The organism is Pseudomonas sp. NY15435 (genome assembly GCF_048068295.1).
In the GTDB taxonomy this organism is placed as follows: Bacteria; Pseudomonadota; Gammaproteobacteria; order Pseudomonadales; family Pseudomonadaceae; genus Pseudomonas.
Genome location: NZ_JBLUQA010000006.1, coordinates 56,306 through 72,251 on the forward strand (window position 1 = coordinate 56,306; position 15,946 = coordinate 72,251).

General features: G+C 64.4%; 2 protein-coding genes. One reads left to right on the forward strand and one right to left on the reverse strand.

The window, feature by feature from the left end; translation table 11 throughout:
- Positions 1-7 precede the first annotated feature (7 nt).
- Entirely contained in the window at positions 8-14,239 is a 14,232-nt protein-coding gene (locus tag ACNFH5_RS15710; protein WP_416747426.1) for a retention module-containing protein, read from the reverse strand.
- Between the two features lie 338 nt (positions 14,240-14,577).
- Here ACNFH5_RS15710 and ACNFH5_RS15715 point away from each other — a divergent pair, with 338 nt between their 5' ends.
- A complete protein-coding gene (locus tag ACNFH5_RS15715; protein ID WP_416747428.1) occupies positions 14,578-15,939 on the forward strand; it encodes a TolC family outer membrane protein in 1,362 nt (453 codons plus the stop codon).
- The last annotated feature ends 7 nt before the right edge of the window (positions 15,940-15,946 follow it).

Sequence of the window (15,946 nt, forward strand, 5' to 3'; positions counted from 1 at the left end):
CCGCGGATCAGTGATGCTCAGTCTTGACCACCGGGTCGGAACCCGCCACCAGCTTGTTGACGATCTCGGTGGAGGTCGAGCCGTAGGCCGAGAGATCCACGCCGCTCAGCTTGATGGTGACATCCGCCGCGCCGCCGTTGTTGATCTGCCCGGTGGTGCTCACCTGCAGGGTCGAGGTCGTGGTGTCCACCTTCAGGTAGCTGAGGATGTCGTTGTGCGCGGTCTCCGGCAGCAGGTCGCTGATGTCGATGCGGTCGCCTTCACCGGCCTTGAAGTCGGTGATGGTGTCGTTGCCGATATCGCCAGCCTTCCAGATGAAGGTGTCGGCACCCGCACCGCCGGTGAGGATATCGTTGCCCTTGCCGCCGGTGAGCTGGTCGTTGCCGGTGCCGCCGAAGAGGATGTCATTTCCGTTCTCGCCGAACAGGAAGTCGTTGCCGCCCTGGCCGTAGAGGATGTCGTTGCCATCGCCGCCATACAGGTGGTCGTCGCCGCCACGGGTATCGCCCTCGACGTTGAACAGCGCGTGGTTGGTCTTGATGTAGTCGTACATCTCGTCGCTGGTCGCTGCGTGGCCGTTTTTCAGTTCCAGGAACGCCGACAGTGCGCTGACCCCTGAGCCTGCTGGCATGTCGGCCGGTTTGGCCGGGTTGCCGTTGACGCCCCAGGGCAGGTTGTCGGTGTTGATGGTGTCACCGAAGATGATGTCGTCACCCGCGCCGCCGGAGATGGTGTCGTGGCCCGAGGGCGCCAGTTCCGAGCTGCTGGAACCGCCGTGCAGAGCAGCGGTCAGGTCGCTGGCCTGCTTGACGATATCCACCTGGCCGGTCGGACCGCTGACCAGCGTCGGCGTTGAAGTGACTTGCTTGATGTTGTCGATATCGACGGTCGCCGTACCCTGGTTGGTGTTATCGGTCAGAATGAAGTCGAAGCGATAGCTGCCGCCGTCCACCGATTTGGTGGTGATGGTGGCGTCACCGGTCTGGAAGTTAACCGTTCCGGTATCTGCCTGGGTCCAGACGCCACCCACCAGCTTTTCCAGCTTCCAGACAAAATCGTCACCGTTGCGCATGCTTTCGCTGACGCCGAAGCTGAAGGTCGAAGTGGAACCCGCGGCAACGGTCATGTTCGGGCTGATGGCGGTTGTCGAACCGCTCGCATTGGTATCCACCATGTGCAGATAGCCATTGCTGCTGAACCAGGGGAACTCGACGGTCGAGCCGTTACCGGTGCCCTTGCTGCTCAGCGTCCAGCCAGAGAGGCTGCCGTTGTTGAAGTCATGCAGGGTACTGGTGAGGCTGGTCGAGCCGAAGCTCAGCGAGCCAGTGCCGGTGATGTTGCTGTTGTCGAAGAACTTCAGCAGGTCGGCGTTCACGCCGCTACCGATACCGATGGCCCGCACGTCGCTCAGGTCGCTGAGGGTGGAGAAGGACTGCACCGACTCGCGAACGACGTCGTAGGTCGTGCTGTTACCGCTGCCGTAATTCTTCGAGTAGGTCGGATCACCATCGGTGAGGAACAGCGTAAGGTTCTCGTAGCCGTTCTTCTGGCCGTTGAACCAGGTGACCGCCTGCTCGAAGGCGGACTGATAGTTTGTCCCTCCGTCGGCCTGCAGGCCAGTGGTCTGGGTCTTGCCGATGGCGTTGATCAACTGGTCGACGTTGCCGTTGTTCAGGTCGGCGATGCTGACCTTGATGCTGGCACTGGCGGAGAAGCCGATCAGGCTGATGTTGATCACGCCGTCGTGGCCCTTGAGCTCGTTGGCCAGGTTGATCAGTGCATCCTTGATCAGTTTCATTCGCGAGTCGGCGTAGGCCGCACCGCTGTTGCCGGCGAGGTTGTAGGCCATGCTGCCGGAGGTATCGACCACCAGGGCGATGTTGTAGTTGGTGCCCGGCTGGGTAGTGGTAAGCAGGCCGCCCACGTCGCCGAGGATCACGTCGTCACCCGAGCCGCCGGTGAGGGTGTTGTCACCGTTGGGCGTGGTGCCGGGGATCTGCACCTGGCCGACATGGATATCGAAGCCATACGTGCCCGAAGTATCGACGCCACCGTTGGCCACGCCGCCGCTGTCCTGCACCGCGAAGTCGAAGTGCGCGTTGCTGCCCGAGCTGTCCGGTACGTAGGTCAGCTTGCCGCTGGAGACATCGCTGGCCTTGATCGACTGGCCGGCAGTCACGGCCTGGCCGTTGAGCAGCAGGCTGCCGGTAGCCGGCAGGGCCTTGATCAGGATGTTCTGCAGGCTGTGGTTCTGGCCGTTGGCGGAGTCCGCGGTGTCGCTGAAGGCGAAGTCCTTGAGGGCGAAGGTGTAGGTCTTGCCGGCGTAGATGCTGGCCGAACCGTCCGCCGACAGCGGCGCATCGTTCACCGGGGTGACGTTGAAGGTCAGGGTGCTGGGCGAGCTGGAGAAGCCATCGTGGCTGTCCTGTACCGAGAACTTCAGGGTCGCGTAGGCATTGCCCGCGGCGTTGGCCACCGGGGTGTAGACGAGACTGGCGAGCAGGCTGACAGCGATCACCTGGCCGGCGGTCACCGACTGGCCATTGAGGGTCAGGCTGCCGGCGCTGGGCAGGTTGTCGATGCGAATGGCCTTGAGCGCGTCGCCGGCGTCCTTGTCGCTGAAACCGAAGTCGCTGGCGCTGAAGCTGCGCTTGCCGTCCTCGTTCAGCGTCACGGTGCTGTCGGTGGCGGTGGGCAGGTCGTTGCTGCCGGTCACGGTGATGGTCACGGTGGCCGGTGCGCTGACCGCGCCCTGGGCGTCCTTCGCGGTGTAGGTGAAGGTCACCTGGCGCGATTCGCCGACGTTCAGCGAGTCGAAGTCGGTGCCCGGGTTGAACACGTAGCTGCCGTTGGCGTTGAAGGTGAGGCTGCCGTTGCCGGCACCTACGCCTTGTACCAGGGCGTAGCCAGTGGGGTTGACCGCGCTGTCGATGTCGGTGGCCGCCGGAACCTGGCCATTGAGCGTGTTGTTCTCGCCAGTGGTCTGCAGGTCGTTCTTGGCTTCCGGTGCATCGTTCACCGCGTTGACACCCACGGTGACGGTCGCGGTGCTGGTGCCGCCATGGCCGTCACTGATGGTGTAGGTGAAGCTGCCGCTGCCGTTGAAGTCCTTGGCCGGCGTGAAGACGACGTTGCCATTGACCAGCGCGACAGTGCCGTTGACCGGATTCTGTACGCTGAGGATGGTCAGGCTGTCGCCGTCGACGTCGCTGTCATTGCCCAGCAGGGTCTTCGGCGCGATGGTCAGCGCGGTGTCTTCGTTAGTCACCAGTTCGCCCACTGCGTGCGTCAGCGCAGTGCCGCCCACGGTGGTGTACGTGCCGCCCTGCGGACGCATCTCCACTTGCAGCTGGGCCTGGCCACCTTGATCCCAGTAAATGATTTCGATGGTGTGGTTGCCGCTCTGGGCGATGTTGAACACCGCCGACTCGCGGCCGGTGGGGCTCTGGATGGCGTCGTACTTGAACACTTCCACGCCGTCGATCTTGATGCTGAAGCCATCGTCGGCGTTGACGCGCAGCTGGTAGCTGCCGGCGTTGAGGTTGATCGCGCCGGTGAGCTGGATGATCGCATCCGAGGTGTTCGCCGGGTCGGTGTTCAGCGAGCCCGCGTCGTTACCCAGGAACTTCTGCAGGTTGCCGTCACCGCCCAGGTCGCCGCCGCTGAGGTTGTAGTTCAGCGTGGTGGAGGTGAAGGTGGCACTGGCGGCGTGACCGTTCATGAAGGCGGTCACCTGGCTCAGGCTGGTCAGGTTGCTGCCGTCCGGCCCTTCGTTGTAGCCCCAGTAGTTGCCCTTCAGGCCGCTGACGGTGAAGTTGTCGTTCACTGCCACCGGGTTGTCGTTCACCGGGGTGACGTTGAGGGTGATCTTGTTCGGCGTGGCGTCGAAGGCACCGTTGCTGTCCTTCACCGAGAAGGTGAAGTTGGCGTAGTTGGTGCCGTTGGCGTTGGCCGCCGGGGTGAAGACCAGCTTGCCGAGGTCGGCAGCGTCGATCACCTGGCCGGCGGTGACGGCGGCGCCGTTGAGCTTCAGGCTGCCGTTGGTGGGCAGGCTGTCGATGCGCACGGCGCTGAGGGCGTCATTGTGGTCGATGTCGGTGAAGCCGAAGTCGCCGGCGCTGAAGCTGCGCGAGGTGTCTTCATCCAGTGTGATGGCCTTGTCGGCGCCGTTGGGGGCGTCGTTGGCGCCGTTGACGGTGATGGTCACGGTGGCCGGTGCGCTGACCGCGCCTTGGGCATCCTTCGCGGTGTAGGTGAAGGTCACCTGGCGGCTTTCGCCCGGAGCGAGGGAATCGAAGTCGGTGCCCGGGTTGAACACGTAGCTGCCGTTGGCGTTGAAGGTCAGGCTGCCATTGCCGTTGCCCACACCCTGGACCAGTGCGTAGCCGTTGGGGTTGACCGAGCTGTCCACGTCGGTGGCGGTCGGTACCTGGCCGCTGAGCGGGCTGTTCTCGCCGGTGGACTTGCTGTCGTTCTTCGCTTCCGGCGCGTCGTTCACCGGGGTGATGGTGAGGTTGACGAGCTGATCCACCACGCCGCCGTGACCGTCGTTGACGGTGACGGTGAAGCTGTCGCCACCGTTGTAGTCCTTGCTCGGCGTGTAGGTGTAGTTGCCGGCGGCGTCGACCACGATGCTGCCATGGCTCGGCCCGGACTTCAGGCTGTAGGTGAGGCTGTCGCCATCGACGTCGGTGGCGCTGACCTTGCCGGTGAGCACGGTGTCTTCGGGCGTGGTGGTGTTGCTCGGGGCGTTGAACACCGGGGCATCGTTGACCGGGGTGACGGTGATGTTCACCACGGAGTTGGCGGTGCCGCCCTTGCCGTCGCTGACGGTGATGGTGAAGCCGTCCGGGCCGTTGTAGTTGGCGGCCGGGGTGTAGGTGTAGTCGCCGGTGGCGGTGTTGAGCACCAGGGTGCCGTGGGTGACGCCGCTCTTCACGGCGTAGCTCAGGGTGTCGCCTTCGACGTCGCTGGCGATGATCTTGCCGGTCAGCGGGCTGTCTTCGGCGACGGTCTTGCTCTGGTCGGCGGTGGTCGGGGCGTCGTTGACCGGGTTGATGCCGACGTTGACCACCTGCTCGACGCTACCGCCCTTGCCGTCGCTGACCACCACGGTGAAGCTGTCGCTGCCGTTGTAGTCCTTGGCCGGGGTGTAGGTGTACTGGCCGTCGCTGCCGAAGGTCACCGAGCCGTGGGCCGGGCCGCTGCCGTTCTTTACGGCGTAGCTGAGCGTGTCGCCGTCCACGTCGCGGGCGTGGATCTGGCCGTTGACCGAGGTGTCCTCGTCGGTGGTGAGGTTCTGCGCACCGCTCACGGTCGGCGCATCGTTCACCGGGTAGACGGTGACGTTCAGGTCGACGGTGCGGGTCGCTGCATCGTTGTTGCTACTTTCGGTTGCCGTGGCGCTGACTTCCAGCTTGATGGTGCCGTTGAAGTCGGCCGGCGGGGTCAGGGTCAGGGTATCGAGGTTCCAACCCTTGAGGTCGATGCTGTTGTGGGTGGCGTCGGCGGTGAAGCTGTTCTTGCCATCGCTCAGGGTAGCGCCGGCCGGAATCTTGCCGATGCTGACCGAGAGGGTTTCCGAGCCGTCGGTGTCGACCAGCGCGGCCTTGATCTTCGACAGGTTGATGGCGGTGTCTTCGTTGCCTTCATTGAGGCCGAAGACCTTGTAGTGAGTCTGGCCAGAACTGCCGGTCAGGTCGGACAGGCGCTCGCCGCCGGTGGTCAGCTCGCCGGTGTTGTGGAACACCTGGGCGCTGCCGGTGCCCAGTACCTGCGCGGTGCTGCCGTTGTCGGAAATGCTCAGGGTGTAGTTGCCCGGGCCGCTCTGGTTGTGCTGGTAGAGGGCGATGGGGTAGTAGCCGCTTTCGGTCGGGGTGAAGCTGCCGCTGAACTTGCCGCTGCTGCCGCCCCAGGTGGCTTCGGCGACGGTGCTGCCGCCGATGACCAGGCGCACGCTGTCATCACCCACGCCGGTGAAGGTGTAGGTGTGGCCGGCTTCGAGGAAGATCAGGCCGCTGACCTTGGTCGCGGTACCTGCGGTGACGTCGGTGTTGCGCACGCTGTCGGTGGAGCCATGGGTGGTCGGGGTGCCGGCTGCATCGATCTTCGCCTGCAGGTCGTCCGGTGCCGCGCCGTTGCCGCCATTGCCCAGGGCCAGGCCGGTCCAGGTGTCCACGGTCAGGCCGGTGGCTTTCGGGTGAGTGGTGCTGCCGTCCAGGCTCAGGTTGGGCTTGTCCGCCACGGCTTCGATGCTCACCGCCACGGTGGAGGTGGCGGTGCCGCCTTTGCCATCGCTGATGGTGTAGGTGATGGTGTCGGAGCCGCTGAAGTTTTCCTTCGGCGTGTAGCTCAGGCTGCCGTCCTGGTTGATCACCACGGTGCCGTTGCCGGCGCTGGCGCCGGTGACGAGCAGGCTGTCGCCTTCCGCGTCGGTGTCGTTGCCCAGCACCTCGATACGGATCGCGGTGTCTTCATTGGTGTGCGCGGTGTCCGGCACGGCAACCGGATTGTCGTTGGTGCCGGTGACGGTGATGGTGATGGTCTTCGCGTCGCTCAGCGCGCCATTGTTGTCCTTCGCCTGGTAGGTGAAGGTGACGTTCTCGCTCTGGCCGGCGCCAAGGTGGTCGAAGGCTGTGCCCGGCGTGAAGGTATAGCTGCCGTCGGTGTTGAAGACGAGGGTGCCTTTGCCGGCGGCCACGTCAGTGGCCAGCTGGTAGCCGGCGATGGTGCCGTCGACGTCGGTGGCGGTCGGCACCTGAGCGTTGAGAACGGTGTTCTCTTCGGTGGTCTGGGTGTCGGCGTAGGCCACCGGTTTGTCGTTGGTGCCGGTGACGGTAATGGTGATGGTCTGCGGATCGCTGAGTGCGCCGCTGTTGTCCCTCGCCTGGTAGGTGAAGGTGACATTCTCGGACTGACCTTGCGCCAGATGATCGAACGCGGTGCCCGGATTGAAGGTGTAGGTGCCGTTCGGGCTGAAGCTCAGTGTGCCCTTGCCCGCCGCCAGGCCGGTGGTCAGCTGATAGTTGACCACTGTGCCGTCGATGTCGGTGGCGACCGGGACCTTGCCCTGGAGCACGGCATTCTCGCCGGTGGTCGCGGTGTCGCTGAATGCGACCGGCTTGTCGTTGGTGCCGTTGATGGTCACGGTGACGGTGGTGCTGGTGCCATCGGCCGCCTTCACGGTGAAGGTGTCGGTCAGTCGATCACCGACGTTCAGCTGGTTGTAGGCGGAATTGGCGATGTAGCTCCAGTTGCCGTCTGCACCGATGCTGAACTTGCCGTAAGCGCCGGAGACGTTGTTCTGGGCCTGGAAGGATGCCGGGCTGTCGACATCGGTGACATTCAGCTTGCCGCCCAGGGTGAGCGGGGCGTCGGCTTCGTAGGCGTTGATGCCAGTCTGGCCGGTGATCACCGCGGCGTCGTTGGTTCCGGTGACGGTGATGGTGATGGTCTGCTGATCGCTCACGGCACCGTCGTTGTCCTTCGCCTGGTAGGTGAAGGTGACGTTCTCGGTCTGGCCGGCGGCCAGGTGGTCGAAGGCGGTGCCGGGGTTGAAGGTGTAGCTGCCGTCGTTATTGAAGGTCAGGGTACCTTTGCCCTGGCCGACGTCCTTGGTGATCTCGTAGCGGACGACGGCGCCGTCGATATCGGTGGCGACCGGAACCTGGCCGTGGAGAACGGTGTTCTCTTCGGTGGTCGCGGTGTCGCTGAATGCGACCGGCTTGTCGTTGGTTCCGTTGATGGTCACGGTGACGGTGGTGCTGGTGCCGTCGGCGGCTTTCACGGTGAAGCTATCGGTGAGCTTTTCGCCGACCTTCAGTTCGTTGTAGGCACTGTCGGCGACATAGGTCCAGGCGCCGTTAGCGCCAATGCTGAACTTGCCGTAATCGCCAGCGGTGTTGGTCTGGCTCTGGAAGACCGCGGGGCTGTCGACGTCGGTGACATTCAGCTTGCCGCCGATGGTGACCGGAGCGTCGGTTTCATTGGCGCTGCCGTTGGTCTGGCCGGTAATCACTGCCGCGTCATTGGTGCCGGTGACGGTGATGGTGATGGTCTGCGGGTCGCTCAGCGCACCGTCGTTGTCCTTCGCCTGGTAGGTGAAGGTGACGTTCTCGCTCTGGCCGGCGGCCAGGTGGTCGAAGGCGGTGCCGGGGTTGAAGGTGTAGCTGCCGTCGGCATTGAAGGTCAGCGAGCCTTTGCCCTGCGCAACGCCACTGGCCAGTTCATAGCTGGCGATGGTGCCGTCGATGTCGGTGGCGACCGGAACCTGGCCATGGAGAACGGTGTTCTCTTCGGTAGTGGCGGTATCGGCGCTGGCGACCGGCTTGTCGTTGGTGCCGTTGATGGTCACGGTGACGGTGGTACTGGTGCCGTCGGCGGCCTTCACGGTGAAGCTGTCGGTGAGATGCTCGCCGGCCTTCAGTTCGTTGTAGGCGCTGTTGGCAACGTAGCTCCAGGTGCCATCGGTACCGATGCTGAACTTGCCGTGGTCGCCGGCGGTGTTGGTCTGGCTCTGGAAGACCGCCGGGCTGTCGACGTCGGTGACATCGAGCTTGCCGCCGATGGTCACCGGGGCATCGGTTTCATTGGCGCTGCCGCTGTTCTGGCCGGTGATCACGGCGGCATCGTTGGTGCCGGTCACGGTGATGGTGATGGTCTGCGGATCGCTCAGGGCGCCATTGTTGTCCTTCGCCTGGTAGGTGAAGGTGACATCCTCGCTGGCCCCTGCGGCCAGATGATCGAAGGCGGTGCCGGGGGTGAAGGTGTAGCTGCCGTCGGCATTGAAGGTCAGCGAGCCTTTGCCCTGCGCAACGCCACTGGCCAGTTCATAGCTGGCGATGGTGCCGTCGATGTCGGTGGCGACCGGAACCTGGCCATGGAGAACGGTGTTCTCTTCGGTAGTGGCGGTATCGGCGCTGGCGACCGGCTTGTCGTTGGTGCCGTTGATGGTCACGGTGACGGTGGTACTGGTGCCGTCGGCGGCCTTCACGGTGAAGCTGTCGGTGAGATGCTCGCCGGCCTTCAGTTCGTTGTAGGCGCTGTTGGCAACGTAGCTCCAGGTGCCATCGGTACCGATGCTGAACTTGCCGTGGTCGCCGGCGGTGTTGGTCTGGCTCTGGAAGACCGCCGGGCTGTCGACGTCGGTGACATCGAGCTTGCCGCCGATGGTCACCGGGGCATCGGTTTCATTGGCGCTGCCGCTGTTCTGGCCGGTGATCACGGCGGCGTCGTTGGTGCCGGTGACGGTAATGGTCAGGGTCTGGGTATCGGTGGCGCCGTGCTCATCGGTGACGATGAACTTGACCTGGATGTCCTTGGTTTCACCCTCGGCCAGGGACTGGTAGGCCGGGTTCTTGCCGTCGAAGGTCCAGCTGCCGTCGGTCTTCAGGGTGAAGCCGGCCGGCGGGTTGCCGGAGACGCTGAAGGAAAGCTTGGCGCCGTCGTCCACGTCGGAGGCGGTGAACTGGCCCTGGCTGACCTGATCTTCGGTGGCTGCGACGTTGGCGGCGGCATTGGCCACCGGGGCGTCGTTGGTGCCGGTGACGGTGATCACCAGCAGGCTGCTGGTTTTTGCACCGTGTTCGTCGGTGACGGTGAAGGGCACGCTGATGATCTGCGTGGCGCCAGCCTTGAGGTGCTGGTAAGCCGCGTCGCCGGCGTTGAAGTTCCACTGGCCGTCGCTGCCGACGGTCAGACCCGCCGGTAGTTTGCCGGTGGTGAAGGTGAGCTGGGCGCCGTTGTCGACATCGATGGCCTTGAGCGTGCCGCTGATCTGCGCGTCTTCCTTCACCGGGTTGATCAGCGAGGGCAGGGCGATCGGCGTGTCGTTGGTGCCGGTGACGGTCAGCGTCAGGGTGTTGGTGCTGGTGGCGCCGTGTTCATCGGTGACGGTGTAGTCGATCGACAGGACCTTGGTCTCGCCGGCGGCGAGGCTCTGGTAGGCCGGGTCGAGGCCGTTGAAGATCCAGCTGCCGTCCTTGCCGAGAGCGAAGCCCGCTGGTGCCTTGCCGTTCAGGCTGAAGCTGAGCTTGGCGCCGTCGTCGATGTCGGAAGCTGTCAGCTTGCCGATGCTCAGCTTGTCTTCGGTGACGCTGGCAGAAGCCGCGTTGGCGATGGGCGCGTCGTTGGTGCCGGTAATGGTGATGGTCAGACTGCTGGAGCTGGTGGCGCCGTGCTCATCGGTGACGGTGAACGGCACCTGGATAGTCTGGGTGGCACCGGCTTTCAGGTGCTGGTATTCGCTGGCGCTGGCATCGAAGGTCCACTTGCCGTCGGCGTCGACGCTGAAGCCGGCCGGGGCAGCCTTGTCCAGGGTGTAGGTGAGCTTGGCGCCATCGTCGGCGTCGGTGGCGGCGAGCTGGCCGGAAATCTTCGCGTCTTCGTTCGCCTTGTCGCTGGTGGTGCTGGCGACCGGCGCGTCATTGCTGCCGGTGACGGTGATGGTGATGGTTTGCGGGTCGCTCAGGGCGCCGTTGTTGTCTTTGGCCTGGTAGGTGAAGGTGACTGTGTCGCTCTGGCCATCGGCCAGGTGATCGAAGTCCTTGCCGGGCGTAAAGGTGTAGCTGCCATCGGCGTTGAAGGTCAGCGAGCCTTTACCCTGGGCGACATCGCTGGTCAGCTGGTAACTGGCAATGGTGCCGTCGACATCGGTGGCGGCCGGAACCTGGCCGTTGAGAACGGTGTTCTCTTCGGTGGTGACGGTATCGGCATAGGCGACAGGGGCGTCGTTGCTGCCGGTGACGGTAATGGTCAGGGTCTGCGTATCGGTCGCGCCGTGTTCGTCGGTGACGATGTACTTGACCTGGATGTCCTTGGTCTCGCCTTCGGCGAGGGCCTGGTAGGCCGGGTCCTTGCCATCGAAGGTCCAGCTGCCGTCGGTCTTCAGGGTGAAGCCGGCCGGCGGGTTGCCGGAAACGCTGAAGCTCAGTTTGGCGCCGTCGTCCACGTCGGTGGCGGTGAGCTGGCCCTTGCTGACAGCGTCTTCCTGGGCGGCTGCAGTAGCAGCGTCAGCCTTGGGCGCATCGTTGGTGCCGGTGACGGTGATCACCAGCAGGCTGCTGGTTTTTGCACCGTGTTCGTCGGTGACGGTGTAGCCGACGCTGATGAGCTGGGTCGCGCCAGCCTTCAGGTGCTGGTAGGCGGCATCGCTGGCATCGAAGCTCCACTTGCCGTCGCTGCCCAGGGTCAGGCCCGCCGGAGCGGCCTTGTTCAGGCTGTAGGTGAGCTGGGCGCCGTTGTCGACATCGATGGCCTTGAGCGTGCCGCTGATCTGCGCGTCTTCCTTCACCGGGTTGATCAGCGAGGGCAGGGCGATCGGCGTGTCGTTGGTGCCGGTGACGGTCAGCGTCAGGGTGTTGGTGCTGGTGGCGCCGTGTTCATCGGTGACGGTGTAGTCGATCGACAGGACCTTGGTCTCGCCGGCGGCGAGGCTCTGGTAGGCCGGGTCGAGGCCGCTGAAGGCCCAGGTGCCGTCCTTGAACAGGGTGAAGCCGGCCGGTGCCTTGTCATTGAGGCTGAAGCTGAGCTTGGCGCCGTCGTCGACGTCGCTGGCGGTCAGTTTGCCAAAGCTGAGCTTGTCTTCGCTGGCCTTGGCGGCCGCCGCGTTGGCTACCGGCGCATCGTTGGTGCCGGTGACGGTGATGGTCAGGCTGCTGGAGCTGGTGGCGCCGTGCTCGTCGGTGACGGTGAACGGGATGCTGATGGTCTGTGTAGCGCCGGCCTTCAGGTGCTGGTACTCGCTGCTGCTGGCATCGAAGGTCCACTTGCCGTCGGCATCGACGCTGAAGCCGGCCGGGGCAGTCTTGTCCAGGGTGTAGGTGAGCTTGGCGCCATCGTCGGCGTCGGTGGCGGCGAGCTGGCCGCTGATCTGCGCATCTTCCTGCACCGCGCCGCTGGTGGCGCTGGCGATCGGTGCGTCATTGCTGCCGGTGACGGTAATGGTGATGGTCTGCGGAGCGCTCAGGGCTCCGTTGTCGTCCTTCGCCTGGTAGGTGAAGGTGATGTCGCGGGATTCGCCTTCGGCCAGGCCGTCGAAGTCCTTGCCGGGGTTGAAGCTATAGCTGCCGTCGGTGTTGAAGGTCAGGCTGCCATTGCCCTGGCCCACGCCGGTGGCGAGCTGGTAGCCGACCACGCTGCCGTCCACGTCGGTGGCGGCCGGCACCTGGCCGCTGAGGCCGGTGTTCTCTTCGGTGGTCTTGCTGTCGGCGTAGGCGACCGGTGCGTCGTTGGTGCCATTGATGGTCACGGTGACACTGGTGCTGGTGCCATCGGCGGCCAGCACGGTGAAGGTTTCGCTGAGGTGTTCGCCGACCTTCAGTTCGTTGTAGGCATCGTTGGCGACGTAGCTCCAGGAGCCGTCGGCGCCCACGCTGAACTTGCCGTACTGGCCGGCGGTATTGTTCTGGACCTGGAAGCTGGCCGGGCTGTCGACGTCGCTGATGGTCAGCTTGCCATCGAGGGTGAGCGGGGCGTCGGTTTCATCGGCGCTGGCGCTGCCTTGCCCACCGATCACGGCGGCATCGTTGGTGCCGGTGACGGTAATGGTGATGGTCTGCGGGTCGCTCAGCGCGCCGTTGTTGTCTTTGGCCTGGTAGGTGAAGGTGACGTCACGGGTCTCGCCCTGGGCCAGGCTGTCGAAGTCCTTGCCGGGGTTGAAGCTGTAGCTGCCGTCCGGGTTGAAGGTCAGGTTGCCATTGCCGTTGCCGACACCGGTGGTCAGCTGGTAGCCGGCGACGTTGCCGTCCACGTCGGAGGCGGCCGGGACCTGGCCGTTGAGAACGGTGTTTTCTTCGGTGGTGGCTGCGCCCGGCAGGGCGACCGGCGCGTCATTGGTGCCGGTCAGGGTCACGGTGAGGGTGGCGGTGCTGGTCGCGCCGTGCTCATCGGTGACGGTGTAGGGCACTTGCACCACCAGGGTCTCGCCCTCGGCCAGGTGCTGGTAGGCCGGGTCGTTGCCATCGAAGGTCCAGCGGCCGTCCGGCTTCAGGGTAAAGCCCGCCGGCGGATTGCCGTTGGTGGTGAAGGTGAGGCTGCTGCCGGTGTCGCGGTCGGTGGCCACCAGTTGTCCGCCGATCAGGCTGTCCTCGTTGCCGCTGGCCTGGCCATCCTGGGCGACCGGGGTGTCGTTGGCGCCCTGCACGTTGATGGTGATGACGCGGGTGTCGGTGGCACCGGACGGGTCGGTCACGGTGACGGTAAAGTTTTCGCTCGGGTTCTGGCCCAGGGGCAGGGCGTTCACGGCGTTGGCATCGACCACGTAGGTGTAGCTGCCGTCGGCGTTGACGGTCAGTTCGCCGTAGGTGCCCTTGGCGCTGCCGCTCCAGGTCAGGTTGGTGTCGTCGACGTCAGTGGCGGTCAGTTGGCCCTTGATGTCGGCGAAGCTGTCGTTGGCGGCGGTGTCAGTGATGGCACTGGTATAGGTGCCAGTGGCCACGGGGGCGTCGTTTACCGGGGTGATGCCGACGTTCACCACCAGAGTGCTGGTGGCGCCACGGGCGTCGGTGACGATCACAGTGAAACTGTCGGCGCCGTTGTAGTCGCCGTTCGGGTTGTACTGCCAGGTGCCGTTGGGATTGAGTACCAGCAGGCCGTTGCCCGGTGCCTGGCCGACGCTGTAGGAGATCAGGTCACCATTCGGGTCGCGGGCGGAGAAGGCGCCAGTGAGGAGGGTGTCTTCGGCGGTGGTGAGATTCAGCACGCCGTTGCTGCCGTCAGTGAACGCCGGCGCGAGGTTGGGCGGCAGTTCGCCCTGACGCTCGTCGGCAGCCGCACCGCCGTTGTCCAGGCCGGCGGTGGAGTAGCCGATGTTCGGGTCGACGCGGCCGGCCGTGGCATCCAGCACCACGAAGCTGTGGCCGCCGCCAACGCCACCATTGCCGCCAGCCGCCGAAGGCGCGGCAGTCGGGCCCGCCGCAGTGGGGGCAAGGGCCTGGGTCGGGTCGAGGCCAGCGGCGATGGCCTTCTGCAGGTCCTCGGTGCTCGGTGCATTGACCGGCTGCGCGGCGGCGTGGTGCGCCTCGGCCTGTGGCAGGTCGGCGCTGCTCCACTGGCTGTCGCGGCCCAGGTCCACGAGCTTGCCCTTGCCGACATCGAGCGTCACCGCGCCGGAAGCGCCGGTGAGCAGCTGCTCGCCCTGGTAGATGCGATCACCTTCAACCAGGACGCGCTGGGCGCCTTCGGGGGATACCGCAATCACTTGGCCGATGATGCTTTTTACGACGGCGACGACGCTGCTCATGCACTTCTCCTGGTGAGGCTTGCCTGGTTGCCGACCGGCCGCAGGTGAGGTCGGCTCAGGAGGCATTCCCTTGTCTGTAAGAGCAAAAAGTTTGGCGTCAAAAACATGGCTTATAGCGGATGGAAATTACGTATATGCCAATGTATTGACCATTCGATTGCCATCCTAAACAATTGGCAAATCGATGTCACTTTGATATCGGTGGTTCGCCCAAAAAAATTTAGCGTGAAATCCATCACGCTTTTTGATGCTTTCCTTGCAGCCATTCGACGGTCTTTTGACGCTGATTGCGGCAACAGAATCGCTGCGGCTATCTCACTGATAAGGATGTTTTCCTCATGCGCATGCGATTCGCTCAAGCAGTGCCCTTCGCCCTGGCTTTCGCCATTCCCGTTTCCCTGCCGGTTCAGGCCGACACCCTCAACCAGGCCATGCAGAAGGCGCTGGAGTACCACCCGGAAATCCAGGCCGGTGTGAACTCCCGCCTTGCTGCGGACAAACAATTACGCGCCGCCAAGGGCGGCTACCTGCCGTCCGTCGACTTGACCGCCGGCTATGGTCGTGAAGGCTCCGACAACACCACCACCCGTGGCCAAGGCGACCACTGGGAGACCCTGAACCGTGGCGAATCCAACCTCGCCCTGCGCCAGATGGTGTTCGACGGCTTCGCCACCTCCAGCGAAGTCGGCCGCCAGCAGGCCAACGTCAACTCCCGCGCCTACGCGCTGCTGGGTACTTCCGAGCGCACTGCGCTGGACGTCGCGCAGGTCTATACCGACGTGCTGCGTCGCCAGGAAATGGTTCGTCTGGCCGAGGAAAACCTCAAAAGCCACCAGCGCGTCTATGACCAGATCAGCCTGCGCAGCTCCCGTGGCGTCGGCCGCCTCGCCGACCAGGACCAGGCCGAAGCGCGCCTGGCCCAGGCGCAGAACAACCTGATGACCGAGAAGACCAACCTGGCCGACGCCCGGACCAACTACTACAGCGTGGTGGGCACCGATCCGGTCGATCTGTCCGAGCCCTCCGGGCTTGTCGGCCAACTGCCGGAAGACCTGCAGGCCGCCCGTCGCCAACTGGTGGAAAACAGCCCGATCCTGCGCTCGGCGGAATCTGACGTTGCCGCCGCCGAGAAGCAGTACGACGCCGCGAAATCGACCTTCTATCCGAGATTCGATGCAGAACTTTCCCGAGGTGCCGATAACAACCTCGACGGAGAAGAAGGCCACAACAACGAATGGCAGGCCATGCTGCGCATGCGCTACAACCTGTTCGCCGGTGGCAGCAACAAGGCCGAGCTGGAAGCCAAGTCGTATGAAGCGAACCAGGCCCTGGATATCCGCAACAACGCCCTGCGCCAGTTGAATGAGGAACTCGGATTGTCCTGGAACGCCCTGAACAACGCCCGCGACCAGCTGCCGATCGCCCGCCAGTACGTGGACTACAGCACCCGCGTGCGCGAGGCCTACCAGAAGCAGTTCACCATCGGCGAGCGCACGCTGCTCGACCTGCTGGACAGCGAGAACGAACTGTTCAACGCTTCGCGCCGCCTGGTCGACCTGAAGTACACCGAACTGTTCACCCAGTACCGCATCAAGGCCACCATGGGCGAACTGCTCAAGAGCCAGGGCGTGGTTGCGCCGATGGCGGCGGTGGCCTCCGAAGACATCAAGCCCAGAGTCCAGCTGCCCGGCCTGAACTGAACCTGAA

What these genes read in the sequence shown, in the direction of transcription:
- ACNFH5_RS15710 (WP_416747426.1), bottom strand. Translation starts at nt 14,239, where the DNA reads ATGAGCAGCGTCGTCGCCGTCGTAAAAAGCATCATCGGCCAAGTGATT.
- ACNFH5_RS15715 (WP_416747428.1), top strand. Translation starts at nt 14,578, where the DNA reads ATGCGCATGCGATTCGCTCAAGCAGTGCCCTTCGCCCTGGCTTTCGCC.